Origin of the sequence: Acinetobacter genomosp. 15BJ (assembly GCF_000400715.1) — a bacterium.
In the GTDB taxonomy this organism is placed as follows: Bacteria; Pseudomonadota; Gammaproteobacteria; order Pseudomonadales; family Moraxellaceae; genus Acinetobacter.
In genome coordinates this window covers 538,402-564,611 of sequence record NZ_KE007346.1, presented here as the reverse complement: position 1 = coordinate 564,611, position 26,210 = coordinate 538,402, and the positions used below count along the sequence as shown (strand labels likewise).

Annotated in this window: 20 protein-coding genes and 1 pseudogene; 7 read left to right on the top strand and 14 right to left on the bottom strand. The window is 42.0% G+C overall.

The window, feature by feature from the left end; all coding sequences use genetic code 11:
• The first annotated feature begins 23 nt into the window (after nucleotides 1-23).
• On the top strand, nucleotides 24-662 hold the full coding sequence (locus F896_RS14095) for a DUF2238 domain-containing protein (RefSeq protein WP_016162950.1): 639 nt from the start codon (nucleotides 24-26) through the stop codon (nucleotides 660-662).
• 25 nt (nucleotides 663-687) lie between these two features.
• Here F896_RS14095 and blp2 read toward each other — a convergent pair whose 3' ends face one another.
• The 6 genes from blp2 to F896_RS14125 all read right to left on the bottom strand — a co-directional run bounded on the left by blp2 (nucleotide 688) and on the right by F896_RS14125 (nucleotide 9,024).
• Complete coding sequence (blp2, locus tag F896_RS14100; protein WP_016162949.1) at nucleotides 688-2,832, bottom strand: Ig-like repeat protein Blp2; 2,145 nt, start codon at nucleotides 2,830-2,832, stop codon at nucleotides 688-690.
• A 251-nt stretch (nucleotides 2,833-3,083) separates the two neighbouring features.
• Entirely contained in the window at nucleotides 3,084-4,046 is a 963-nt protein-coding gene (gene sohB, locus F896_RS14105; protein ID WP_005202324.1) for a protease SohB, read from the bottom strand.
• 147 nt (nucleotides 4,047-4,193) lie between these two features.
• On the bottom strand, nucleotides 4,194-5,108 hold the full coding sequence (gene pstB, locus F896_RS14110; RefSeq protein ID WP_016162948.1) for a phosphate ABC transporter ATP-binding protein PstB: 915 nt from the start codon (nucleotides 5,106-5,108) through the stop codon (nucleotides 4,194-4,196).
• A gap of 14 nt (nucleotides 5,109-5,122) precedes the next feature.
• Entirely contained in the window at nucleotides 5,123-6,517 is a 1,395-nt protein-coding gene (pstA, locus tag F896_RS14115; protein ID WP_004801280.1) for a phosphate ABC transporter permease PstA, read from the bottom strand.
• Entirely contained in the window at nucleotides 6,514-7,893 is a 1,380-nt protein-coding gene (gene pstC / locus F896_RS14120) for a phosphate ABC transporter permease subunit PstC (RefSeq protein ID WP_004652128.1), read from the bottom strand. The genes pstA and pstC overlap by 4 nt, the downstream gene beginning before the upstream one ends.
• A gap of 99 nt (nucleotides 7,894-7,992) precedes the next feature.
• On the bottom strand, nucleotides 7,993-9,024 hold the full coding sequence (locus F896_RS14125; RefSeq protein WP_004801282.1) for a substrate-binding domain-containing protein: 1,032 nt from the start codon (nucleotides 9,022-9,024) through the stop codon (nucleotides 7,993-7,995).
• Nucleotides 9,025-9,380: 356 nt separating this feature from the next.
• On the opposite strand from F896_RS14125, the gene F896_RS14130 reads away from it, so the two are divergent.
• Nucleotides 9,381-9,830: an SRPBCC family protein gene (locus tag F896_RS14130; protein ID WP_016162947.1), complete on the top strand. Its 450-nt coding sequence runs from the start codon at nucleotides 9,381-9,383 to the stop codon at nucleotides 9,828-9,830.
• A gap of 53 nt (nucleotides 9,831-9,883) precedes the next feature.
• Here the strand turns inward: F896_RS14130 and F896_RS14135 are convergent, their stop codons facing one another.
• Nucleotides 9,884-11,266, bottom strand: a complete 1,383-nt coding sequence (locus F896_RS14135) for an amino acid permease (protein ID WP_032882054.1) — start codon at nucleotides 11,264-11,266, stop codon at nucleotides 9,884-9,886.
• 138 nt (nucleotides 11,267-11,404) lie between these two features.
• A complete protein-coding gene (locus F896_RS14140; protein WP_016162945.1) occupies nucleotides 11,405-13,126 on the bottom strand; it encodes an alpha-keto acid decarboxylase family protein in 1,722 nt (573 codons plus the stop codon).
• A gap of 135 nt (nucleotides 13,127-13,261) precedes the next feature.
• Between F896_RS14140 and F896_RS14145 the strand changes: the two are divergent.
• A pseudogene (locus F896_RS14145) lies at nucleotides 13,262-13,748 on the top strand (Lrp/AsnC family transcriptional regulator).
• A 72-nt stretch (nucleotides 13,749-13,820) separates the two neighbouring features.
• Here F896_RS14145 and F896_RS14150 read toward each other — a convergent pair.
• Entirely contained in the window at nucleotides 13,821-15,251 is a 1,431-nt protein-coding gene (locus tag F896_RS14150) for an aldehyde dehydrogenase family protein (RefSeq protein ID WP_016162943.1), read from the bottom strand.
• 404 nt (nucleotides 15,252-15,655) lie between these two features.
• On the opposite strand from F896_RS14150, the gene F896_RS14155 reads away from it, so the two are divergent.
• A complete protein-coding gene (locus F896_RS14155) occupies nucleotides 15,656-16,711 on the top strand; it encodes an aromatic ring-hydroxylating oxygenase subunit alpha (RefSeq protein WP_016162942.1) in 1,056 nt (351 codons plus the stop codon).
• A gap of 87 nt (nucleotides 16,712-16,798) precedes the next feature.
• On the opposite strand, the gene F896_RS14160 is transcribed toward F896_RS14155, so the two are convergent.
• Nucleotides 16,799-18,331: a pyridoxal phosphate-dependent decarboxylase family protein gene (locus F896_RS14160; protein WP_016162941.1), complete on the bottom strand. Its 1,533-nt coding sequence runs from the start codon at nucleotides 18,329-18,331 to the stop codon at nucleotides 16,799-16,801.
• A gap of 3 nt (nucleotides 18,332-18,334) precedes the next feature.
• Nucleotides 18,335-19,705 carry a diaminobutyrate--2-oxoglutarate transaminase gene (locus tag F896_RS14165; protein ID WP_004652118.1) on the bottom strand — a complete coding sequence of 457 codons (1,371 nt, stop codon included), beginning with the start codon at nucleotides 19,703-19,705 and terminating at the stop codon, nucleotides 18,335-18,337.
• 464 nt (nucleotides 19,706-20,169) lie between these two features.
• Here F896_RS14165 and F896_RS14170 point away from each other — a divergent pair, with 464 nt between their 5' ends.
• Together F896_RS14170 and F896_RS14175 are read left to right on the top strand one after the other, a co-directional pair.
• Nucleotides 20,170-20,871 (top strand): SIMPL domain-containing protein, encoded by a 702-nt coding sequence (locus F896_RS14170; RefSeq protein WP_016162940.1) that lies wholly within the window; start codon nucleotides 20,170-20,172, stop codon nucleotides 20,869-20,871.
• Nucleotides 20,872-21,158: 287 nt separating this feature from the next.
• The gene (locus F896_RS14175) at nucleotides 21,159-23,318 is read left to right on the top strand and encodes a TonB-dependent receptor family protein (protein ID WP_016162939.1); all 2,160 of its coding nucleotides are present in this window, start codon (nucleotides 21,159-21,161) and stop codon (nucleotides 23,316-23,318) included.
• Nucleotides 23,319-23,350: 32 nt separating this feature from the next.
• Here the strand turns inward: F896_RS14175 and F896_RS14180 are convergent, their stop codons facing one another.
• On the bottom strand, nucleotides 23,351-23,812 hold the full coding sequence (locus F896_RS14180) for a GFA family protein (RefSeq protein ID WP_016162938.1): 462 nt from the start codon (nucleotides 23,810-23,812) through the stop codon (nucleotides 23,351-23,353).
• Nucleotides 23,813-23,847: 35 nt separating this feature from the next.
• Nucleotides 23,848-24,471, bottom strand: coding sequence for a TetR/AcrR family transcriptional regulator (locus tag F896_RS14185; RefSeq protein ID WP_016162937.1), 624 nt, complete (start codon nucleotides 24,469-24,471; stop codon nucleotides 23,848-23,850).
• 110 nt (nucleotides 24,472-24,581) lie between these two features.
• Between F896_RS14185 and F896_RS14190 the strand changes: the two genes are divergently transcribed.
• Entirely contained in the window at nucleotides 24,582-25,049 is a 468-nt protein-coding gene (locus F896_RS14190; RefSeq protein ID WP_016162936.1) for a hotdog fold domain-containing protein, read from the top strand.
• A gap of 52 nt (nucleotides 25,050-25,101) precedes the next feature.
• On the opposite strand, the gene F896_RS14195 is transcribed toward F896_RS14190, so the two are convergent.
• On the bottom strand, nucleotides 25,102-26,196 hold the full coding sequence (locus tag F896_RS14195; RefSeq protein ID WP_004801310.1) for a fatty acid desaturase family protein: 1,095 nt from the start codon (nucleotides 26,194-26,196) through the stop codon (nucleotides 25,102-25,104).
• Nucleotides 26,197-26,210 lie beyond the last annotated feature (14 nt).

The window sequence follows — 26,210 nt, the reverse complement described above, 5'->3', positions numbered from 1 at the left end:
CCTGACTGTATTTAGGATACAGTATGATCGAACAACAACTGAGTTTAAAACATTATATTGCACTGGCGATTGTGCTTCTGGTGGTTGCAATCGCAAGTATTCAGCCGCTTGAGTTTGAGGCTTATCTACTACACCAAGCGGGTACCGTCTTGATGCTGATCGCCCTCATCGTCACGATGAAAAAGATTGGCATCAGTTTTTATAGTTTTTGCCTCTATCTGGGCTTTCTTTTGATCCATATCTTAGGGGCACACTACCTCTACTCTTATGTGCCTTATAATGAATGGATTGAAAGCCTTTTTCACTTTGACTTAAATCAAACCATGGGTTGGTCACGTAATATGTATGATCGACTGGTGCATTTTGCTTACGGTCTATTACTCTATCCTTTTTTCTATCGCTGTTTTCAAGTCTGGTTACCAACTGCCAAACCTTTGACCTTATTTTTACTGGTTATCCAGTTTGTCATGGCATCGAGCATGTTCTATGAACTGATCGAATGGTGGATCGCCATTGGTTTATCACCTGAAGATGCTGAAAACTATAATGGCCAACAAGGCGACGTGTGGGATGCCCACAAAGATATGTTCCTTGCAACCATCGGAGCACTGCTAATCGGTATCATTCAACTGCTCAAACAAAAAACGCCTATGCAAAAATAGGCGCTATTCTCAATATGAATACCAATTAAATAATAGAATGTTGCAATACCGTAAGCTGGTCTAAAGGATCAGCTTTAATGGTCTGAGCATAATCCAGATGGGTTAAATCAGCGTTTCCTGAGCTGTTGATGGTAGCAGATGAGCTTTGCCCTGTAAGCAATTGGTTCAAAACCTCATCCAACTGATTTGATGTCGATTCTGGAGAAGATAATAAGCTGCTTAAGCCCAATTTTTCAGTGTTGGTCGATTCAGAAACAGGTTCGGCGTGTTGGGGGTGTAAGGCACCCAAATCAATTGTATCGGCCAAAGAGGCTTTCACCACAGGTGCGACCACATTAAAACTAAATGCATCACTCGCTTCACTAATATTCCCTGCTGCATCAGTCAAGGTTAAGGTGATTTTATGTGGCCCTAGACTCAAATCCTGCTTGACTTCAAAACTCCATCTGCCATTATCCCCGACTGTTACCGTACCAATCGGTTGACCATTGTCATAAATCGTCAGGACTGCTTTTGCTTCGCCCACACCTGCCAAAGTCGGTTTGCTATCATCGGTATCACCTCCCGCAGCGATCGCCCCTTTTACCGCACCGACATCATCCATGACCGTTTGCAAAATAGGTTTATTCGGCGCAATCGTATCTTTTGTCCCGACCACATCGGAAGCTTCGGAACGGTTCCCTGCAGCATCAATGATATAGACTTTACCTACATTTTTATCGGTTAAAGCTGATGAAAGTGTAATGCTAAATTTTCCATCCGCACCAACAGTACCTGAACCATACAGCGTTTTCCCATCCGCACTTCTAATTTCAATTTTACTATTTGCTTCCGCTGTCCCCACCACCGAATCACCTGCTGCATTGATTTCAGCAACCGCTTTATCTGGCGCAATAGTGTCCTTTCCAGCAGTAATCTCAAGTGGCTTGGACTGGTTCCCCGCAGCATCTTCTACAATGATGGTTGCCTTTTTATCTGTGGCTAATGCGGGTGAAAGTGTAATCTGAAATTTACCCTGCGCATCTGTGACTCCACTGCCAATGATTTTTCCATCCGCATCTTTGATCTGTACCTTGCTATTCGCCTCTGCTCGACCTTGAATTGAGGAACCTTCCTTATTTACATCCACAAAAGGTTGATCAGGAGGCAAAGTATCTTTTCCGGCAATCACTTTAGAAGGTGTCGATTTGTTTCCTGCAGCATCTTCGGCAACCACTGTTCCGCCTATATCACTGGTTAATGCAGGTGAAACTTTTATCGAATACAGTCCTTCTTTATTCGCAATCACGGTACCTAATAGTTTTCCATCAGCATCATAAATGGAAACTTTGGCATTGGCTTCTGCCTTGCCAGTAACAATTGTGCCATCTGCATTGAGTTGTGCTGTCGGCGCATCTGGTGCAATGGTATCTTTATTTCCCGTCACGACAGCTGCTTTAGAGGCATTGCCAGAACTATCGATCGCGGTCACGCTGACCTTGCCACCATTCACCAAAGGCTGATCCAGCTTAATCGTGTAATTTCCTTCGGCATCGGCTTGAGTCGTAGCAATCACTTTCCCCGCAGCATCCTTAATTTCGATTTTGGCCTTCGCTTCGGTTTTACCCGTAATGGTTTGTGTATCTGTACCCAAATTCGCTGTCGGTGTCGCTGGTGGTGTTATATCAATCGGTTGGTTACTACTTTTATTTTTATCGTCATCATCATCTTTTACTGCCCATAAATACACACCTTCTGCGACTAAAGCAGCCAAACCGACTTTCCATAATTGGGATTTACTAATCGCAGAATCATGATCAACATTTTGAGGCTGAGAAACTGGTGTAGTAACTGCATCAGTATATGCAAATTGGGTCAATGAGGTCGCTGGGGCATAACGAACAAATTTACCCGAATCATCAAACTCTGCGACCGCATAAGTACCATCCACTTTTGCGAGTGCTAGGCTGTGTTCGGTTAGATTTTCATTACTATAAAAACCACTAACAACAATCTTTTCACCATTTTTTAGTGTAATGACAAGATCATTACCTTGCTTGATAATTGATTTAATATCTGCTTGATTTACACCAATCTGTACGATCGAAGGCTGGTCTAAAACCACACTTTTTAGTTGTGCATCTTGTAGGATATTCGAGTTTTTCTTTGAAAAAACAACGACTCTTGTCATTATTATGCTCACTTATCAATTATATTTTTAAATAATTCTTCGATTAATGAATAATTAAGTAATTCATCTTGCAAATAAAATATCAAATGATTGATATGACTACAATCTCTTCGATCAGAAGTTTTGTCATGTTTGTTTAATTCACCAAATGTTCAAATCCAACCAAAAATTTTCACAGAAATCACAGGAAGACACATAAAAAAACCAGCCCTATAGGCTGGTTTTTCAAGATCATTTTACAGTTCCGATCATTAAAATTTTGGATCACGCATTTGGACCAATGTGCTATTTGCCTTTGCCAGACTATCGGTAATTTTACTGAGCACAGTTGGAATTAAACTCTCAGCCATTTGTGCAGCTTGCAAACCTAATTTTTCACCGAAAGTTGGACGTTTACGGGTATTAATCACATAAATATCATGCTTTGGTAATAAACTTAATAAATACTCATCCGAGGTCTGTAGCTTATCAACCAAGTTCAGCTCACGCGCGTCCTCACCATACCAGTGCTCACCTGTTGCCACTTTTGTAATATCCAGTTGAGGACGATATTTCTCAACAAAATGTTTAAATAAAGAATGGGTTTGCTGCAATTCTTCTTCAAACTTCGCCTTACCTTCTGGTGTATTTTCACCAAACATAGTCACGGTACGCTTGTATTCACCTGCGGTATATAATTCAAAATCAACATTATGTTGTTTTAACAAACGATTGAAGTTTGGCACTTGTGCGACCACACCAATCGAACCAACCACAGCAAACGGCGCAGAGATAATTTCGCTGGCAATACATGCCATCATATAACCACCACTGGCTGCAACCTTATCTACACAGATGGTGACGTGAAAGCCTGCATCACGTAAACGCACCAATTGAGCTGCTGCAAGACCATAGCCATGCACCATTCCACCAGGACTTTCCAAGCGAACAACAACACGGTCATGCCCTGCTTTGGCAGTCGCTAAAATCAGGGTAATTTCTTCACGAATAGTATCTACGGCAGAAGCTTGGACATCCCCTTTAAAGTCGAGGACATAGATTTTTTGATCATTCTTTTTGCGGATCTTGGCTTCTTTGGAAAGTTGTTGAACAAGTTGTAATAACTCCAAACGAGATGCTGTCGTTTGCGCAATTCTTTTTCTTTGTTCATTCACACGCGCATTTAAATGACTAATACGAATTTCAGCAGGAAACTTAGGTAAATGGAATAACATGAAGTATGTGCTCTATAAGTTCGGCGTTATTGTTCTAAGATGTGGTCTGCTCAATAAAAATTCAATAGCGATTTTGCAAAATAGATTCATTTTCATTTATATATAAAAAAAGAGTCCGAAGACCCTTTTTTATATAACCCTAAAAAATTAACCAAAACGCCCTGTAATATAAGCTTCAGTCAATTGATGATCAGGCTGAGTAAACACTTTTTCAGTCGAGTTCACTTCAATCAGGTCACCCAAATGGAAGTAAGCTGTACGGTCAGAGACACGCGCCGCTTGTTGCATAGAGTGGGTGACGATCGCAATGGTGAATTGTTCTGACAATTCTGAGATCAATTCTTCAATTTTTGCGGTCGCAATTGGATCGAGTGCCGAACATGGTTCATCCATCAAAATCACTTCTGGACTCACCGCAATGGTACGTGCAATACATAAACGCTGTTGCTGACCACCTGATAAACCAGTGCCTGGCTGACTCAAACGATCTTTGACTTCATCCCATAAGCCCGCTTTACGTAAACTGTTTTCCACGATTTCTTCTAAATCATATTTATCACGTGCCAGACCATGTAGTTTCGGGCCATAAGCAACATTGTCAAAAATTGATTTTGGGAATGGGTTTGGCTTTTGGAACACCATGCCTACTTGCGCACGCAATAACACCACATCAAGGTTTGGATCATAGATATCTTGATCATCCAAAGTCACCTTACCTGTCACACGGCAGCTATCAATCGTGTCATTCATACGGTTTAAAGTCCGTAAGAACGTTGATTTACCACAACCCGATGGGCCAATAAATGCAATCACCTCATTCTGGTAAACATCAAGGTCGATGCCTTTGATCGCCTCAGAGTCACCATAATAAACATGAACATCTTTGGTACTGATTTTCACTTCGCTCGTTTTTGGCTTTTTATTTGAAGAAGCCGTTTCAAACTGAGAGACAAATGCAGTATTTGATTGCTGAACTTGCGCTTCAGGTGACGTAAATTCTTTTTGCTGTGGATTCACTGATTTATCCTTTTCTACGGCGTTCATAATATCAATCGTATTCATTGTACTCTCCTCAATTACCAACGCACTTCAAATTTCTTACGGAGCCAAATAGCAAGGCTGTTTAAACCAATCATTAATGCCAGTAAAACAATAATCGCTGCTGCGGTACGTCCTTCGAAGAAGTTACGTAATTCATTACCTTGCCATAAATAAACTTGTACTGGCAATGCTGTCGCTTGATCGAGTGGTGTTGTCGGCACGCTTGCAACGAAAGCACTCATTCCGATTAAAAGTAATGGCGCAGTTTCACCCAGTGCATGTGCAACCCCAATGATCGCACCTGTCATAATGCCCGGTAAGGCCAACGGTAATACATGATGAAAAATGGTTTGTACTTTCGACGCCCCTAGCCCCAACGCGGCTTGACGAATCGAAGGCGGCACTGCTTTTAACGATGCACGTGTGGTGATAATCACGGTTGGTAAAGTCATTAAGCTCAGAACCAAACCACCGACCAGTGGTGCTGATAATGGCAATTGCATCCAGCCAATAAAGATAGCTGCACCCAGTAAACCAAATACAATTGAAGGAACCGCAGCCAAGTTATTAATGTTGACTTCAATAATGTCCGTCATCATGTTCTTTGGTGCAAACTCTTCAAGATAAATTGCACTGGCAACACCAATTGGAATCGAGATCACAATCACGATCATCATCATGAATAATGAACCCATGAATGCACCGGCTAAACCACTTGTTGCAGGTGAACTACGAGAATCCGGACTAAAGAACAAGTTGGTGTTGAAGGTACTTTTAATAATTCCTTCCGCTTTTAACTGATCTGCAAGTTGACGAACTTCTGGTTCGAGTTGTTGCTGATCATCTGGCAAACTACGATCAATATTACCTGCTAACCATACATCTATATTGGCATCCGCTAAGAATTTAATCTCTTCTTTACTTCCAATCAGCGCAGGGTTTTTAAGCACCATATCACGCAAACGGTATGCTTCAGAACTGGTATATAAACTGCTTAGATAATCACGTTGAGACTCTAATGCTTTATTTTTAGCAACAATCCCATTTACGATCAAGGCATCCCAATCCACCATACCCATTTCAGTTTGCCAAGCGACCATGCGCTCTTCAAAGTGAGCTGGGGTTTCACCTGCTGTTTGTTTTGGCTTCGCTCCAACATTGATGATCGCTGGATCAAAATAAACAGGAACTGTAATACTGCTTTGCCAAAAAGAAGGCAAACCTTTCGCCAAGATGCTACCAAATAGTAAGGCAACAAATGCCAGCGCGATCACGACCGCCGAGATACCTGCAAAGCGGAAGGTTTTTTCCTTACGATGACGCTTAGCCAAAGAACTTTGGATCTTTCTTTTACGCTGCTCACGTTGTTCAGCAGCTACTTGAGGATCCAATAGGTTCGGATCCAGAGGAGATGTATTTGATGAACTCATTCGTATTGCTCACGATATTTACGCACGATGTACAGTGCAATAATGTTTAGACCCAAAGTAATCACAAACAGCGTTAAACCAAGGGCAAATGCCACCAGTGCTTGCGGGCTGGCAAAGTCAGTATCCCCCGTTAATTGCTTCACAATCGTGACGGTTACTGTTGAAACTGCTTCAAATGGATTTGCATGCAACAATGGACTGTTCCCTGCTGCAAGCACCACAATCATGGTCTCACCCACTGCACGGGATACGGCAAGCAAAAATGCACCTGTAATCCCTGGTAAAGCAGCAGGCAATACAACTTGACGAATGGTTTCTGATTTCGTTGCACCTAGGCCCAAAGAACCATCACGTAATGCGCGAGGCACCTGAGTAATGATGTCATCAGACAATGAGGAAACAAATGGGATAATCATAATCCCCATCACAAAACCTGCGGTTAGGGCACTGGTCGCATTAATATTGATACCAACACTTTCACCCACCATTTTAAAGAATGGGCCAATCACCATTAAGGCAAATACACCATAAACGATGGTTGGAATCCCTGCCAAAACCTCAATTGCAGGTTTTGCCCAAGAACGCAACCTTGGCGATGCATATTCAGCCAGATAAATCGCAACCAACAAGCCAATCGGTACCGCAACCAATAATGCGATACCACTGACCATTAAGGTTCCCCAAATCAGCGGTAAGATGCCGTAGCTGCCTTCTGCATTTCCTGATGTACTAAAGCCTGGATTCCATTCAGTACCAAAGAAGAAGTCAACTGGACTGACAAAATGGAAAAAGTGCAACGCTTCTCTTAACATCGATAAAACAATACCGATTGTTGTCAAGATTGCGACACCTGAACACAGAATCAAAGCAACATTAATAGTTTTTTCGACTTGGTTACGTGCACGGAATTGTTGGCTCACATGACGTTTTGCCCACACTAAACCAGCCAATCCAGCACTAATCACTACTGCAAGTTTTGCAAAAGAGCCAATGGTCTGAAATTTAGCAAGTTGTTGTGCTGCTGCAACTTCATATGCCGCTGGCTGATCTGTTACCCCGAAACCAGAAGCAATTGCTTGTACTCGACTGGTTAAAACATCACGGCCTGCCGCATCTAAGGTCGAACTTACAGATGCAGGAATATTATTGAAAATAATATGTTGTAAAATACTTGGTTCAACCAAGTTCCAAATAATCAAAATTAAAAAAGCAGGAATACCACACCACAAAGCAACCAACGCCCCATAATATCCTGGACGAGAATGTAGTGTTGCTGAGTTATTTCCCTTACCTGCTAGGTTACGGCTTTTACTCAGCCCGATTTGATATGCAATTGCCACAAGGGCTAATAACACACCGATAAGTAGCAGATTCATGTAATCTCCACTGTTTTCTCAATTTTCATGATTTGAAAAAACTTAGCTAGACAAAAAGGCTGATGATCCAACGTCTCACCAGCCTCCCTTTTAACAATATTACTTAACTGATTTACCCGCTTTGAAATCAGCTAGGATTTTTGCACGCTCTTTGTCGCTTAAAGGAATCAAGCCCGCTTTTTCTAATTTAGAACCTTTACCAGAAATTTTCTTGTTTAAGAAGAATTCTGTGTATTGTGGTAAGCCTTTGATTGATTTCAAGTGCTCGCCTTTCACGTAGAAGAACAATGGACGCGAAACAAGGTAGCTACCATCTAGTACAGTTTTCTCAGATGGAGTCACGCCATTTACAGTCGCTACACGTAATTTATCACGGTTTGAATCATAGAAACCTAGACCAAATACACCTACTGCATTTGGAGAAGTTTTCAAGCGAGCTAGAGTTTCAGTATAGTCACCCGCAATTTCAATCACACGACCATCTTTACGGAAGGTTGAACATGCTTTCTTTTGATCGTCTTTGCTTAAAGCTTTGTAGTAATCAAATGCTTCACAACCGGCATCAACCATTTTCTCTTGGAAAACTTCACGCGTACCGTGGTTAGATGCAGGAATAACTAAAGTGATCGGCTCATTTGGTAATGATTTATCAATTTGGTTCCAAGTTGTATATGGGTTTGGAACTAATTTACCATTTGAAGGAAGCTGTGCAGATAATGCAGTGAATACATGGATTGGTTTTAATTTATATGCTGCTTTTTTAACATTTGATGCAAATACGATACCGTCGTAACCCACTTTAATTTCTTGTACTTGGTTTACGCCAGATTTTTTACATGCATCAAGTTCTGTGTCTTTAATTTGACGAGAAGCATTTGCGATGTCGATGGTGTTATCACCTACACCTTGACAGAATTGTTTCAAACCACCGCCCGTACCACCTGAACCAACAACTGGTGCTTTGAACTGTGGGAATGTGTTGCCAAACTCTTCAGCAACAATACTTGCAAACGGTAATACAGTAGATGAACCAGCAATTTGAATCGTATCACGAGCTGCATTTGCAGTCGTTGCTACAGTTGCCCCAGATACAGCTAATGCAATTGCGATGTGACGTGGATTTAAGCGCATTCTGTTTTCTCTCATTTATGCAATTTGGTTTACAACTCTTTTTAAGTTAAGTGTTGTACTTTGGTTAACTGCATTTTGAGCAGATAATATGACAATTAAGTGACAACTTTATGACGCTTTTGTGATAGCCATTTATTAAGCTCATTTTTTAGAAAATTATTGGTCATAAAGTCATATTTTCTGCTTTATTTTCACAGCCAAAAATTGTGTTACAGCAACAAAAATAGCTTTTAGATATTGAATTTTATGGAATTAAAAAGAACACTCGCGCATTCTGCTTAACAAAAAGCATCTTGGGCAGAGCAGCCAGTTTATATATGTTTTATGACAATTCCCTATCAAAAAGAACAGATACAATGCTAAATCCTGTCATCATTGAAACACAAATGCTGATTCGTAAACCGGCCCACAGCGTTTTTGAAGCATTTATTGATCCAGAAATCACCTCAAAATTTTGGTTTAGTTCGGCAACAGCACCACTTGAACAAGGAAAAACGGTTGAATGGACTTGGGAAAAATACCAAGTTTCGGCAACCGTAAAGGTGACAAAAATCATTGCCAATGAATTGATTCAGATCCAATGGGGCGAGCTGAGCAGTACGGTTGATTTTATCTTTGAAGCGATCAATGACGATCAAACCTATCTCAGAATTCAAAATTATAATATCCCCTTACAAGGTGATGAGCTGATTGCCTTTATTATTGATAATACGGGTGGCTTCACTACCGTTGTCGATAGTCTGAAAGCCTATTTAGAACATGGGATTCAACTCAATCTGGTTCAGGACAAGTTTCCACCCTTCTAGATCAATACAACATCGATGCAATAAAAAAGGCACATTGCTGTGCCTTTTTTGATTTAAAGATTGGACTGCGCTTCGGGCAGAACCAGCATTTTTTTACGATATTTAAAGATATACATCGCCGCTAAAATCGCCAACCAGATCGGTCCATGAATAACAGCCAAACGCATATCAGGGGTCATCGCCATAATAATCAAAATAAAGCAGACAAAGCTGATGGTGAGATAATTACTCCATGGGCTCCAGATGCTTTTAAATTTGGTTTGATGTTGTTTCAGGCGCATTGCTTTATTAAATTTCAAATGGGTGACAGAAATCATTAACCAGTTAATCACCAATGCAGCAACCACCAGCATCATGAATAACTGAAAGGCTTCACCCGGAATTAAATAGTTGACCAACACACATATCGCCGTGACCGAAGCAGAGACAATCGCTGCAGGTACTGGAATTCCTCTCGCATTCACTTTTTTCAATATCGCAGGTGCATTGCCCTGTTCGGCCAAACCATGCAACATACGGCTATTACAATAAATACAACTGTTATAAACAGAAACTGCTGCAATCAGCACCACAAAATTGAGGACATTGGCAACCCCATTACTATTCAAAGACTGGAAGATCAATACAAAAGGGCTGCCCCCTTCCGCCACCATATTCCACGGATAAAGACAGAGTAAAATTCCGATTGCGCCGATATAGAAAATCAAAATACGGTACACAATCTGATTCACCGCCTTAGGAATGGTGGTTTCAGGATTTTTGGTTTCTGCTGCGGCAATTCCGATCAGTTCAAGCCCACCAAAAGCAAACATGATCACGGCAAGCGCCATAATAAAGCCATGCGTGCCATGTGGAAAAAAGCCCCCATATTGCCATAAATTGGCAATACCCGCCTGTGGACCCGCAGAACCTGAAAGCAATAAATAAGCACCAAAACCGATCATACTTAAAATCGCAACAATCTTAATGCAGGAGAACAGAAATTCAGACTCACCAAAGAATCTGACATTGACCAAATTAATGGCATTAATCAGTACAAAGAACACCAAGGCAGTCAGCCATGTGGGTACATCTGGCCACCAAAATTGAATAAAGGTCCCGATGGCGCTCAGTTCAGCCATACTGACCAACACATACAGCACCCAATAATTCCAGCCTGACATAAAGCCTGCCATGCGGCCCCAGTATTTATTGGCAAAATAACTAAATGAACCGCTCACGGGTTCTTCAACCACCATTTCTCCTAAATGGCGCATAATTAAAAATGCAATCACACCAGCAATCGCATAACCCAATAAAATAGAGGGCCCTGCCAGCTTGATGGTTTGCGAAAGACCCAGAAATAATCCTGTCCCAATTGCCCCGCCTAGCGCAATCAGCTGGATATGTCGATTGGACAATCCTTGCTTTAACTCATGTTTATTGTTTACATCCATCATGTTATCTCCAATGTGTGTGTCACATCCTGTACACCTTTTTATACAGCGTATGATTCGAAGCTCAGCATGAAGCTCCGAATCTGATTCGCTCTCTTATCAATTTATAAAGTTGAAGATTTTCCAATTACCTTCTGATCAGAAGGAAATTGCTTTTTTACTGGGTAATGCTTGGGAACGTTGTTTTAAGATTTCATAGCCTCGATCACCATAATCAAAGCGGGCAATCACTGACGCAAATTTTTTCAAACTGGATGGTGCATCCATAGCTGGGAGTTTTAATTCGATAAAGGTCAGACCATCGAACTGGTCGATACCATCCAAGGTTTGTTTAAGTTGACCTGCGGTTTCTACCACACAACTTTTATAATCTTGGCTACCGTTAAAAACATTTGGAATCTCGCTATATTTCCAGTCCTGAACATCGTTATAAGCCGCGTTCTCGCCCATGATTAAACGCTCAATGGTATAGCCACCATTATTGAGTAAGAAAATAATCGGCTTCAGGCCTTGACGGATAATGGTTGAAAGTTCCTGTACGGTGAGCTGGAATGAACCATCACCAATAAACAGGATTTGGCGACGTTCAGGTGCAGCCAACAAACTACCGAGTAATGCTGGCAAGGTATAACCGATCGAACCCCACAATGGTTGAGCAATATATTTCGCCGTTGCAGGTAGCTTAAGCCCCGCCAAGGCTGAGTTAGAAGTCCCGACTTCGCCGATAATCACATCATCATCTTTAAGAAAGCCCGCAATATAACGCCACAAAACATCCTGACTAAGCTTTTGTTGTTCAGGCACCTCACGTATCTGCTGTGCTTGCTGATCCAACATCGGCTGACTTAACTTCCGTGGTGCAACCTTCTTATTCAGCTCCACCAACAATTGCCCAATTTCAATGCCTGGAAAATCCTGTCCAAAAATCGTTAATGCATAAGGTTTGATTTCAATGTAATTTTCAGTGGCAATTTGATGGGTAAACACCCCAGTTCCGACATCAGTAAAACGCACCCCGATGCCCATCAAGCAATCAGACTGCTCAATGGTCTGAAGCACATGCGCTTGGCTTGCGCCACCAACATAGGTTCCCACATAACGCGGTGAACCCTCATCCATAATATTTTTAGCGGTCAACATACTTGCAAAAGGAATCGAGCATTTTTTGGATAAATCATCCAGTAGTGAGGTAATCCCAAATACAGAGGCTTCATTATCAATCAGCAACGCTGGTCGCTTGGCTTGCGCAATCACCTCACACAGTTTAGTGACTGCGCTTTGTAACAGCTCAGGCTCAACCCTCGGGTAAGATAAATCGAGTGAACGATCTGTCACTTCAATTTTGACGTGAGTAATATCCGATGCCAACTGGATATGTACAGGTCGACGTTCAAGGAAACATTGACGTAACACACGGTCAATTTCAGAGGCGGCATTGGCTGGGGTTAGACGGGTCTGTGCAACCGTGAACTCTTTCATGCAGTTCATGATGTTGTCGTAGTTACCATCCACCAGCGTGTGATGAACCAGAGTGCCTTTCTGAACCACATGTAAAGGCGGAATCCCTGAAATATGCACCACTGGCACATTCTCAGCATAAGCACCTGCAATACCATTAATCGCACTTAAGTCACCGACCCCATAGGTCGTTGTCAAAGCAGCAAAACCGTTGATGCGTGCATAACCGTCAGCAGCATAAGCCGCATTTAATTCATTACAATTACCAATAAATTCGAGTTGGGCATCTGCCTCAACTTGTTCGAGATAAGAAAGGTTAAAATCACCAGGTACACCAAACAGATGTTGGATACCCATTTGTTTTAGACGAAGATTTAAAAAATCACCGATTTCTATGAACATTGCTCTACATCCTTTCAAGTCAATTTTTTATTCCATAGAAAAATAATATTTCATCTACCTGTTAAATTTCGTGCATAATAAAAACGCATTTTAATAAAAATACAATATTTGTGTATCATAAAAGGATTTTATGCAATGGATAAGTTCGACTGGCAAATCATTCAGGCCCTACAAAAGAATGGACGGCTCACCAATCAGGAAGTTGGAGATTTAATCGGTTTATCGGCTTCACAATGTTCCAGAAGACGACAATTACTGGAGCAAAAAGGCGTGATCTTGGGTTATGCCGCCCGCATCCACCAACAGGCTTTAGGCTTGGAGGTTACCGCGATGATCCATATTAACTTACGCATTCACGAGGCCAAGTCACAACAGGCTTTTCAGGACTTAATTGAAGCTGAGGATAATATTCAAGATGCTTTTTCAATTAGCGGCGATGCTGATTTTATTTTAAAAGTCGTCGCAGAAAATCTGGAACAGCTGTCCCAATTCGTGATCAGAGCGACTACTGTCTTATGGTTTTATTGGCCATATAAAATCTTACATTGTGTTAAAAAAAATCAAAGAACAGAATCACTTTCTCAGCAAATCCAAGGGCCACAGCTACCATCCAGCCACTTAAACCCCATTTTAAGCAGCCTCATGCATAAAAACAAAAAGGCGGATATTAGATCCGCCTTAAAAATATGAAGGTTTAAATTTTATTGATATGCACAGTTTGTCCTACTGTATTTTCCAGCAAACCTTCCATGCCAAACTCAGCACCCACACCCGACATTTTCCAGCCACCAAACGGCGCATGTGGAACAATCTCTGCATGGGTATTGACCCATGCTGTGCCGCATTGTAGTTGTGAAGCGTAGAACTGTGCGGCTTTCAAATCACTCGACCAGATTGAGCCACCTAATCCAAATTCACTGGCATTGGCTCGCGCAATTGCATCATCAATATCACGATATTTTAGAATCGGTAACACTGGGCCAAACTGTTCCTCTTGTACCACTCGGCAGCTTTCATCCAGTTCAGTTAAAATCGTTGGCGCAATAAAATAGCCTTGCTCAGGTATAATCTGATCACCTGACAACGCCTTGGCGCCTTGCGCAAGTGCATCGGCGATTAAGGCTTTTACTTTTTGATATTGCAGTTGATTTTGCACAGGACCAAAAGTGGTCTCTGTAGCCATGCCATCTCCAACATTCTGAGCATTGGCAATATCAGCCAGTTTTTGTGCTAGCGCGTCATATTGGCTTTCGTGCACATACAACCGTTTTAAAGCAGCACAGGTTTGCCCAGCATTTAAGAATGCCACGTTAAAGATTCGCTTGGCTATTTGATCAAGATCGGCATCAGGTAAAACAATCCCCGCATCATTGCCACCCAGCTCTAGAGTCAGGTGTTTTAAGGTTTTTACTGCACCAGACATAATATGTTGGCCAGTTTTAGTTGAGCCTGTAAAAACCACCTTGGCGATATCAGAGTGAGTTGATAATGCCTCACCGACGTCGCCCTTACCCAGCAAGATTGAGATCACACCCGCAGGTACTTCTTGTTGAATAATTTCACAGAGTTTTAACGTCGCCAAAGGGGTAAATTCAGATGGTTTATTAATCACCACATTGCCCGCACGCAAGGCAGGCATGATATGCCACACCGCAATCATCAACGGCCAGTTCCACGGCGTAATCGAAGCCACCACACCTAAGGGCTGATAATGACGTTCAATTCGTTTCTGTTCACTGTCTTCAATAATATCAACCGGCATGTCTAAACTTGCAGTATAACGTGTCCAGCCAATCGCACCCTGCACTTCCATTTGTGCCAATGCCAAAGGTTTGCCTTGCTCAACTACAATCAACTCTGCCAGAGTTTCGGCATGTTGTTCAATTCCATCCGCAATCTTATTGAGTATGCTTTTGCGCTCCTCATGAGAACTGCGTTGCCAGCTTCCAAAAGCTTGCTTTGCTGCCTCAATTGCTTGATTCACCTGTGCAATCGAAGCCTGCGCACATTTTGCTGCAACAGCAGCTGTTGCAGGATTGATAATCTCAAGTTCGCCTGCTTCACCGAGACAAGATTGACCGTTAATAATCAGTTTAAATTGGTTTTGCATATTTAAGTGTTGCATGCCTTGTTCCTTCTATTCATTGTAATCATGATGTTTTGCCTGATCCGACCTCAGCTCTAGGTCCCAAGTGCAAAAGTGATGACATCTATCCATCAAAATATTGAGCATCTCTCACTACAATATGGAATTTGTGCATCACAGTTTATGCATAATTATTTCTGATTTAGATTAAAGATGCACAGTTTGTGCAGAACAGTGACAATTTTCTACCTTGTCATCATAAAAAACCATCGTAGAGATGCTAGACAGAATGCATATAAAACAGCAAGCCAACTACATACCTTTATGTAATTTCATCTCAACTTCTGTGTTCTAAAAGTTACGACACTTCATTCAATTAATTGAAATTTCTTAGAACAGCTGGTTTCGCTATATTCAATACCAATGAACCAGAAGATAAGAATATGAACAGCAAAGTGATTACAACGTTTAAGCATACGGATTTACCTATACACATGACCTTTTCAGAGCATGATTGGCAGCTACTTGCTCAGCACTGGTATCCGATTGCGCTCGCCCGTGATATTTCAGAGCAGCCAATAGCAGCCATGTTGCTGGATATGCCATTGGTTATTTACAAAATGGGAGATGAACTGATTGTTGCAAAAGATGTTTGCCCACATCGTGGAGTTCCTCTTAGCTTGGGCCGTCATGACGGGCAAGGTATTGTCTGTCGCTATCACGGATTACGCTTTGGGCATGCGGGCAAATGCAACCGTATTCCAGCACATCCGCAGCATAAAATCTCGGAGCGCTTTCATTTGAAAACCTATGCTGCCACTGAAAAGTATGGACTGATCTGGTGTTGCTTAGCAGCTCGCCAAGATGATAAACCTATTATTCCTGACATGCCCTACTGGGATGATCCAGACTACCAGCAACTGGTATGTCCTTTTGTAGACTTAAATTGTTTTGCCGGTCGACAACTGGAAGGATTTATTGATGTCGCCCATTTTGCGTGGGTACATCCTGATACTTTTGGCGACCCTGATGATGTTGAAGTGCCAGACTATATAACCACAGAAACCAGTTATGGTTTCAAGGCGGATTATATCAGCAGTGTCGGACGCTATCCGATTGGCACAGCGCAACGCGGGCAAGACAATTTCAACTGGCTCAGACATTTTGAAATCAGCCTGCCTTTTACTGCAACACTGACCATTCATTTCCCCAATCAAAGCAAACAGGTGATCATGAATGCCGCCTCTCCTGTAAGCGCGCGACAAACTCGCCTGTTTGCACCAATCTGCCGTAATTATGATAAAGATTTACCTGTTGAGGATGCCTATGCATTCAATTTACAGATTTTTGAAGAAGATCGGCTGATTGTCGAAACACAGAAACCTGAATACTTACCACTGGATTTATCGATGGAAGCGCATTTTCCAGCAGACCGTAGCTCAAGTATGTATCGTCGACTTTTAAAAAAAATGGGATTCAATGCTATTTTTGCGGCCTAGCTGATTTATAGATTCAGTTCCAAGACGCAATAAAAAAGAGGTCTGTTCAGACCTCTTTTTTATTTTGATGGATGTGCCAGATTGAAATTAATCAATCGCTGGAACATAAGTTCCTGCAGCAATTGCATCTTTAATACGATCAGCTTCTGCCAACACAAGTGCAAGCAAGTTTTGAACGTTTTCAAGCGTTGCAACTGGGCTTAAAGTAGTCATCTTCAATGATTGAACATTACCCACTTTGGTTACACCAATATTCGCTTCACCACGAGCAAACAATTCATCTGCCACGTTTTGGTTTAAGCTATCGATAAATTCAGCAGGATAAGCTTCTGGTACGACACGGAACAGGACTGAAGCGAATTGTGGTTCAACCAACAATTCAAGGCCCGCTGTTGCTTTAATATAATCTGCAACTTCACGTGTTAATTTCACACCATGATCAATCATTGAACCATAAAGCTCTTCGCCTAATGCTTCAACCGTCATCCATAATTTCAATGCATCAAAACGACGTGTCGTTTGTAATGATTTAGACACAAGGTTAGGTACACCATGTTCTTCATCATAAGCAGAGTTTAAATATTCTGCTTCATAATGCATAAAGCGATAGTTTGCTTCGTCTTTCAACAAGAAAGCACCACAGCTAATGCTTTGGAAATAATGTTTATGGAAATCAAGCGTGATTGAGTCTGATAATTCAATTCCATCTAACATTGAACGATGGTCATTTGAAAGAATCAGTGCACCGCCCCAAGCTGCATCAATATGCATCCATGAACCAAATTTCGTAGTAATTTCACGGATTTTCTTGAGTGGATCAATCGCACCAGCATCTGTCGTACCCGCTGTTGCAACAACGCAGGCCACGATTTTGCCTTCAGACTGAAGATGCGCCATGGTTTTTTCCAGTGCATCAACATCCATCTGTGCATTTTCATTCACAGGAACAGTGACAACAGACTGGAAGCCCATACCCATCATGGCCATGTTCTTTTGCACAGAGAAATGTGCATTTTCAGAACAGATGACTTTTACGTTTTTCATTGCTTCTGCTGGAATACCATCACGCTGAACCGACCATGGCTTGCCATTTTCGTCTTTCCAGTTTTTCGAGATGCACCAGTCACGTGCCAGCAATACACCCATCAAGTTTGACTGTGTACCACCAGACGTGAACACACCTGCTTGACCTGCACCATAGCCCACTTTTTGGCGAAGCCAATCAATGAGTTGAACTTCCATCAAAGAACCCGCTGGGCTTTGATCCCATGAGTCCATCGATTGGTTGGTTGCATTGATCAACACTTCCGCAATCTGGCTCATCACCATGGTTGGGCAGTGTAAGTGTGCAAGTGAATGTGGGTGATGTACTTTTAAGCTTTTGTTGAGGAAAAGCTCAACCATACGTTGTAATGATTGCTGTACACCTAAACCTTGTTTTGAAGGAGCAAAAGAGATCGCTTCACGCAAATCTTTAATGCTGCCGCCAGTGTACATTTTATCATTTTGCAACCATGCTGAAACGGCAGTTACCGCCTCGCCCATTGCTGACTGATAGTCAGCAATAGATTGAGCATCATTGCAGAGTAACGCTTTACGATGTTCTGCAAAATCAACCATGAATTAGCCTCGTACTGCTTTTAATGCTTCAGCAACAGCTTTCTTGAAGCGAGCAACCGCCTCTACGCACTCTTCTTGATTGATAATCAACGGGCAAAGTAAACGGATAACTGTACCGTTACGGCCGCCTTTTTCAAGCAATAATTTATTGTTGAAACAAGCAGTCTGAATTGCAGCAGCCAATTGAGCATCAGCAGGTAATGAACCCATATGATCCGCAGGTTTACGCTCGTCAACGATCTCAACACCGATCATCAAACCACGACCACGTACGTTACCAATACATGGGAATTCTTGAGCAAGTTTCTTGAACTCTGCTTGTAAGAAATCACCACGCTCTTGCGCATTTTGAGCAAGGTTTTGTTCTTTGATCACTTGAAGTGATGCTAAACCTGTACCCATCGCAAGTTGGTTACCACGGAAAGTACCCGTGTGACCCGCAGGCTGCCAAGCATCAAACTTACGTTTAATACCCAATACTGCAAGTGGTAAGCTACCACCTACCGCTTTAGACATCACCACAACATCAGGCTCGATTCCAGCATGTTCAAAGGCAAACATTTTACCTGAACGTGCAAAACCAGCTTGAACTTCGTCCAAGATTAAAACGATGTTGTGCTTTTCAGTCACTTCACGGATTTTTTGCAACCATTTTACTGGTGCAGTAACAACACCACCTTCACCTTGAATCGCTTCAAGGATCACAGCTGCAGGCTTGGTTACACCACTTTCAACATCTTCAATGAAGTTTTCAAAGAAGTAAGTTAAAGCGTCAACACCTGCTTCCCCACCTAAACCAAGTGGGCAACGATATTCATGTGGGTATGGCATAAATTGCACGCCTGGCATTAAGCCATTCACCGCATTCTTCGCTGACAGGTTACCTGTCATTGCAAGCGCGCCGTGCGTCATACCATGGTAGCCACCAGAGAAACTAATCACTGTGCTACGACCCGTATAAGTTTTCGCTAATTTAATCGCTGCTTCTGTACCATCTGCACCAGATGGACCACAGAATTGTAGGCAATATTCTTCTTGACCGCCTGGCAAATAAGCCAAAAGCGCTTCAGTAAACGCATCTTTTAAAGGAGTCGTTAAGTCTAAAGTATGCAATGGCAAACCGCTTGCCAATGTGTCTTGAATACTTTGAATCACCGCAGGATGATTATGGCCCAAAGCCAATGTTCCTGCCCCAGCTAAACAATCAAGGTACTCTGTACCTTCAACATCAGTAACCCAACAGCCTTGTGCTTTTGCTATCGCTAACGGTAATTTACGTGGATAACTACGAACATTCGATTCCATCTGACTTTGGCGAGTCAGATAATATTCGTTAGTTGCATTAGCGGCAGGATTTACGGAAGTAACGCTCATATCGAATTACCATCTCTGATATGGGTAAAAGAAATAAGTCTGGTGACTTGCGGTCGTTTGACTCGGTGCTTTTTAGAATCTAGTGCAGACACTTGTTTATATCTTTCAACTAGGAGCGAGATGATACCTAATTTTGAAATAAAATAAACACTTTTTGTGTCTTACATGCATCTAAATTATTGAAAAAATATTTCATTCCAATAACTATGATGGATTATCATCATACTATGTGACAAGCTAAAGAAAGTAAGCTTTTTTTAATCCCGCCTGCATTTTTAGATAAATGGTCAAATTACTCCACTTAATAAGCTGATTTTAAATATTTTTTGTTTTATTTTCCTGTTGCAAAACACTGCTAATCTCTTACAAAGTCACCACAAAATATGCAGAAGTTCGACATCAGTTCTTTTTAATATCGAACTGGTAAAAATAAATTTTCGATATCAAATTCTAAGGACATTTTTATGCGTACTTTAGCACTTGCTACATTAATGATCGGGGCTGCATTGAGCCCAAGCCTTTTTGCTCACGAGACTGAGAACTTGAACTACAACATTGTGAATATCCAAGCGGATGCATCACGTCAGGTTGCCAATGATGAAATGCGTGCCGTGCTTTATGTCGAGAAAAGCAATAAACAACCTGCAGAACTCTCAAATCAAATCAACCAACTGATGAATCAAGCACAAGCGATTGCGCGTAAATATTCACAGGTCAAAGTCGAAACAGGCGCACAAAGTACCTATCCTGTGTATGACAATGACAGCAATAAGTTGAAAGAATGGCGTGCCCGCGCGGAAATCCAACTGGAAAGTAAAGACTTTAAAACCGCAAGCCAGTTGATCAGCGAATTGCAACAGAGCTTCCAGACCCAATCGATTAACTTTACCGTGTCGGATGAACAGCGTAAAAAAGTTGAAAATGAGCTGATGATTGAAGCATCGAAGAACTTCCAGCAACGTGCGCAAGCCATCACCCAAGCATGGAATAAAGGCCAATACAACCTAGTGAGTTTAAACCTGAATACCAGCAACTACTTTCCGCAACCGATGATGCGCGGTGGCATGGCTAAGTTTGCCATGGCTGAAGCAGCCCCTGCTCAGGATATGGCAGCAGGTGAATCAAAAATCACGGTCAGTGCCAATGGTTCAATCCAATTTAAATAATAGCGCTGACAAACATCCTATGATTTTTAAATATAAAACGCCGAACGTTTAAGTTCGGCGTTTTATCTCTTTCACAGTGAATATCACCCATAAGCTACAATCTAAATGAAATCAAAACTTTGATTCAGTTTATCTGACAACATTTCACCCCTTAACAAAAAAAATTATATATTTTATGTGAAACTTTAATTAGTTTTGCTAAACAATACCTATAAATGAGAATTATAATCAATTAGAATAACAGCGCAAAATAACTCCTCTACCTCATTTCGTTCGGCAATCCACTTATGACATGCTCGATTTCTGCTCCTCTTGATTTCTCCAAATTTAAGCCTTCTGCCCTAAGCTGTGCCATCACAGCACTGATCAGCTGCGTTGCGACAACAACATTTGCAGATGATAGCCAAAGCAATACCACTCAAACGTTGGCAACCATTTCCATCCAAGCTGAAGGCAACTGGTTAGAGCAAGCCAATGCCAAAAAAGTGCTCAACCACCCCGGTGCTCGTACCGTGGTCGATCAACAAAGCTTAGAAGCTCGAGGTATTACCTCAGTCAAAGAAGCACTACGTACTGTTCCTGGTGTACAAGCCTCTGAAAATTCAGGTACGTCAGGCAGTGATGCTTCCTTAAGTATTGGTGTTCGAGGCCTAACCTCAAGATTTTCACCCCGTTCGCAACTGATGATCGATGGCGTCCCTTTAGCGGTAGCGCCCTATGGACAGCCTCAGCTTTCATTGGCCCCAACCACCTTGGGCAATATGGAATCGATTGATGTGGTTCGTGGTGCTGGCTCCGTCCGCTTTGGGCCACAAAACGTCGGTGGCATTATCAATTTTAATACGCGCAGCATTCCAGAGAATTTTGCAGCCAGTGTTGGGATGACCACGGAAGTGGCGGAAAATGGTAATTTAAAAGTCAACCCAAACCTGTTTGTTGGGACTACTTTAGACAATGGCCTAGGTCTGGCTTTGCTCTATTCTGGGGTGAATGGCGATGGTTATCGTGATCAAAATGATTATTCAAACATCAATGATCTGCGTTTGAAAGCAAGCTATGCCCTAGATGATTATTCAAGCATTGAAGCGAATCTACATCGTTATGAAGCCAAGGTGGATATGCCTGGTGGTTTAACCCCTGCGCAGTATGCGCAAAACCCATATCAATCGTTACGCAACTATGACTATATGGAAGGCAATCGTAATGACGTGTCCCTGAAATATAATTATAAAAAAGACAACAATGCCTTTGAAGTTTTGGCCTACCATCTGGATAGTTATCGTGATGCAGGTGTAGAGCGCAGCGGTTCCAGTCTTTATCAGATTGCCCCACGTGATTATAAAGTGACTGCCATTGAACCACGTTATTCACATGCGTTTCAGCTCGGCGATACGCTGAATGAAGTGTCTGTCGGTTATCGTTATTTAAAGGAAACGAGCAGTGAATCCGTTGATCGCGCCAATTATAACCGTGATACAGGCCCAAGTGATTTTTATGGCTGGACCAAAGCGGATGGCGACACCGAAGCGCATGCCGTCTATGTCGATAACCGTACCGATTTAGGCGCATGGTCCTTCACGCCTGGGATTCGTTTCGAGCGAATTAAAACCAATGAAAACATGTATAAGTTAAACCGTGATTATTCAGTTCTGAATGGCGTGAATGCTAGCAAATCCTATGATGCTGTACTGCCAAGCTTTGCGGTGATGTACAAAGCCAATGAGCAATGGAATATTTTTGCCAACTACGGTAAATCATTTGCTCCACTGCAATATAGTCAAATGGCCAATACCAATGCCAGAGGTGCTTATTTGACCATGGATGGCTTGAATCCTGAAAAAGCAGATAATTATGAAATCGGCACACATTATCTGGACGATTATTTATCGCTTGAATTTACCCTGTTCTATATTGATTTCGCCGATCAGTTCAAGCGTGATGATGCCACACAAACCTATTCAAATCTGGGGGCGACCAAGCATAAGGGTGCTGAACTCGGCTTTAAATATAATCTAGGTGCAATTAATGATGACCTAGCCAATGTCTCGATGTATGCCAATACCACCTATACCAAAGCAACAGCATCGGCAGGCCAAGACTCAGGCAATGAACTGGATTTCTATTCAAACTGGGTTGGTAATGCGGGTGTGGACTACAAACGTGATCAATGGACCTTCAACACCAATCTCTATGCACAGTCGCGTCAAACTGCCTCTGGAAATAACAATGATGGTACGGGTCGTTATGGCAATATTCCGGGTTACGGTATTGTTGGTGTTCGCGCCGCTTATGACTTTGCCGATACCTCCCTGTCAGGCTTAAAAGTTGGCTTAGGTGTGAAAAACCTATTCAATCATGACTATTACACCCGTTCCGCAGATCAGGTGGGTGGCATCTACGCAGGCCCTTCTCGTACCTACTATTTACAGACCTCGTTTGATTTCTAACACTCTAAAGCCGAATGTTCACATTCGGCTTTTTATTGATTGATTTCAAAATAATGTGTCAACTCAATGCTATTAGGTAACTCATCAAATTCCGTAAGTTTTTGATGCGTCTCAGCCCAACTGGTTTTGGAGTTCGCACAAAAATTTAACTCAAGCTCTGCAATAAAATCCTCCTGAACCAGTCCCAAAGGAATCCACATCACCTTTGGGTTGATCGTTAGTGCATTGGGGACAGGTGATCCACATTGCCGACAGAAACTACTATTAAAACCGGTATCTTTAATATAAGTCTGAATCAACTGCTCGCCTTGCTGCCATTGAAATGATTCCGTCTGCACAAAGGTGGAGGCATTCGATGCAGCTCCACTCTGCTTGCGGCATAGGCTGCAATAACAACGATACATCATTTTGATTTTTGTCAGATGGAACTGAAAGCTGATTGCCCCACACAAACAAGCCCCTGTAAATTGTATCTTCTGCTGGTTTGCTCTCATCAATAATGATCCTGATTGTTGTTATCTGATTAAGCTTAGCTCAAATGTTGTAATGAATCCCAAGCCGCTTGTGCCAGTATTTCCCGATAAGCCGTCGGACTGGTCAACACTTTTTCAGACAACCAAGCACGGCAATAACTTTCACTGGCACCGATCACCAAAGACATCATCAACTCTGCTGGCACTGATTTTAATACACTGGCATCGGCATAGTTGGAAATATGCGCGATGATGTGTTGATTTCTGAGTTTATTTTTGTCATTTAAGACTTGTCGATATTCACCCTGTCGCACACTCAGATGAGCGAGCAAAAGAAATTGCGCGAACTTGGGCTGATCAGAAACCCAGTCGGTATAACTATAAATCAGTGCATAGAGCAATTCTTTGAGTGTTTTTGCTTGTTGTAAATACTGATCGCGTAGCTGCGCCTGATCGTCCAATGCGGCAAACACCAGTGCTGCAATCACACCTTCTTTGTTTTTAAAATGATGATAAATCGCACCGACACTGCTCTCTGACTTTGCTCGGATCATGTCAATGCTAGTCGTTTCCAGACCATATTCAAGAAAACAGGACAAGGCATCCGATAAAATCTGGCGTTTTAATAAGGATCTACGTTGTGGATATAAACGTTCTAATAATTGCTGAGCTGCCTGCATGCTTTCATCAAAATGACCAATAATCGGAACTATTGTGTATGACTTGACCACAGCTTGTAAACAGAATTATATTCTGCAAAAGAATTTAATTCTGTATCAGGACATTTAAAATGGCAAACACCTTAGATTTATGGAATAAAGTATCAGCCTTACCTACAGGTAAATGGACATTTACTCGAATGCTGTGTGTTAAAGCGCCGTATTTCAGTAGTATTTCCCCGCTGTTTGAAGAACTTAAACCTAATACCTGCAAAATTAGTATCAAGAAAAAACGGAGCGTGTTGAATCATATTGGTACGGTACATGCGATAGCGATGTGTAACATGGCAGAACTTGCAGGTGGAACCATGACTGAAGTGACGGTACCCACAACCCATCGCTGGATTCCCAAAGGCATGACGGTTGAATATTTAAAGAAGGCTGAAACTGATCTGATTGCGATTGCTAGCCCTGTTGATGAGCATTACGATTGGGACAAAGCAGGTGAATATCTGGTGAATGTTGATGTACTCGATCAACATAATGAAAAAGTTTTCCATGCCACCATTACCATGTGGATTTCCAAAAAGAAGAAATAAAATAAAAAAGCCCTGAAGCATATGCATTCAGGGCTTTTCTAGGCGTTATCGCTTACTTTTTAAAAGGCAGTGCATATTTAAAAATACGTCCTACCACTTCACCAAACTGCTTCACAAAGCTGGCATTGTTATAATGCAGGCCATATTTCTCACAAACCGCCTGTACTTTCGGTGCAACTTGACGATAGCGACGTGCAGGAATATCAGGGAATAAATGATGCTCAATTTGATGACTCAAATGTCCCGTTAGAATATGAAAAGCTTCTGAACCAGTCAGATTGGATGAACCACGAATCTGGCGCATATACCAATGACCACGGCTTTCATCTTGCAATACGGCTTTCGGGAATACTTCAACATCTTTGGTAAAGTGACCACAGAAAATAATGCTGAAGGTCCAGACATTGCGAATCCCATTCGCCACCAAGTTACCAGTAAATACGGGAATCGCTGCAGGACCTGCAATCAATGGAAAGAACACATAGTCCTTAAACATTTGCTTGAGGATTTTCTTTTGCGCAGGCTGCCATTCGCGTTTGAATTGTGCCATGGTTTTCCGCTTATACAGCACCTTACCCAATTCAAGATTTTGAACTGCGACCCCCCATTGGAATAACAGACTAAATGGCACGATATAGATTGGCTGAATTAAAGTGAACTTCGACCAGCGTTGTTCAGGGAACAAACGGAAAACGCCATAACCGACATCGTCATCCATGCCTTTTACATTGGTATAGGTATGATGTTTATAGTTATGGGTTTGACGCCAGTTATCTGAAGTCCCCACCGTATCCCATTCATAGGTTTGACCATTAAATTTAGGATCATTCATCCAGTCATACTGACCGTGCATGACATTGTGACCCAACTCCATATTTTCCATGATTTTGGCGAAACCGAGTAAGCCTGTTCCAAGTAACCATGCTGGAGGAAACCAGCCTAGAAATAAACATGCACGTCCAGCCAAACTGCTATATCGAATGGTGGAATAGACACGGCGGATATATTTGGCATCTTTCTCGCCTAAATCGTCTAATACTTCTTGTTTGATTTGATCGAGTTCACGAGCAAAAGCATCTAATTCTGCAGCAGTTAAATCACGATTTTTTGGATTTTTAAAAAATTCCATCTTAACAGGCATGTTCATAATCAATTACTCTC

Coding starts and splice junctions, on each gene's coding strand:
- F896_RS14095 (WP_016162950.1), top strand. CDS start 24: ATGATCGAACAACAACTGAGTTTAAAACATTATATTGCACTGGCGATT.
- blp2 (WP_016162949.1), bottom strand. CDS start 2,832: ATGACAAGAGTCGTTGTTTTTTCAAAGAAAAACTCGAATATCCTACAA.
- sohB (WP_005202324.1), bottom strand. CDS start 4,046: ATGTTATTCCATTTACCTAAGTTTCCTGCTGAAATTCGTATTAGTCAT.
- pstB (WP_016162948.1), bottom strand. CDS start 5,108: ATGAATACGATTGATATTATGAACGCCGTAGAAAAGGATAAATCAGTG.
- pstA (WP_004801280.1), bottom strand. CDS start 6,517: ATGAGTTCATCAAATACATCTCCTCTGGATCCGAACCTATTGGATCCT.
- pstC (WP_004652128.1), bottom strand. CDS start 7,893: ATGAATCTGCTACTTATCGGTGTGTTATTAGCCCTTGTGGCAATTGCA.
- F896_RS14125 (WP_004801282.1), bottom strand. CDS start 9,024: ATGCGCTTAAATCCACGTCACATCGCAATTGCATTAGCTGTATCTGGG.
- F896_RS14130 (WP_016162947.1), top strand. CDS start 9,381: ATGCTAAATCCTGTCATCATTGAAACACAAATGCTGATTCGTAAACCG.
- F896_RS14135 (WP_032882054.1), bottom strand. CDS start 11,266: ATGGATGTAAACAATAAACATGAGTTAAAGCAAGGATTGTCCAATCGA.
- F896_RS14140 (WP_016162945.1), bottom strand. CDS start 13,126: ATGTTCATAGAAATCGGTGATTTTTTAAATCTTCGTCTAAAACAAATG.
- F896_RS14150 (WP_016162943.1), bottom strand. CDS start 15,251: ATGCAACACTTAAATATGCAAAACCAATTTAAACTGATTATTAACGGT.
- F896_RS14155 (WP_016162942.1), top strand. CDS start 15,656: ATGAACAGCAAAGTGATTACAACGTTTAAGCATACGGATTTACCTATA.
- F896_RS14160 (WP_016162941.1), bottom strand. CDS start 18,331: ATGGTTGATTTTGCAGAACATCGTAAAGCGTTACTCTGCAATGATGCT.
- F896_RS14165 (WP_004652118.1), bottom strand. CDS start 19,705: ATGAGCGTTACTTCCGTAAATCCTGCCGCTAATGCAACTAACGAATAT.
- F896_RS14170 (WP_016162940.1), top strand. CDS start 20,170: ATGCGTACTTTAGCACTTGCTACATTAATGATCGGGGCTGCATTGAGC.
- F896_RS14175 (WP_016162939.1), top strand. CDS start 21,159: ATGACATGCTCGATTTCTGCTCCTCTTGATTTCTCCAAATTTAAGCCT.
- F896_RS14180 (WP_016162938.1), bottom strand. CDS start 23,812: ATGAGAGCAAACCAGCAGAAGATACAATTTACAGGGGCTTGTTTGTGT.
- F896_RS14185 (WP_016162937.1), bottom strand. CDS start 24,471: ATGCAGGCAGCTCAGCAATTATTAGAACGTTTATATCCACAACGTAGA.
- F896_RS14190 (WP_016162936.1), top strand. CDS start 24,582: ATGGCAAACACCTTAGATTTATGGAATAAAGTATCAGCCTTACCTACA.
- F896_RS14195 (WP_004801310.1), bottom strand. CDS start 26,196: ATGAACATGCCTGTTAAGATGGAATTTTTTAAAAATCCAAAAAATCGT.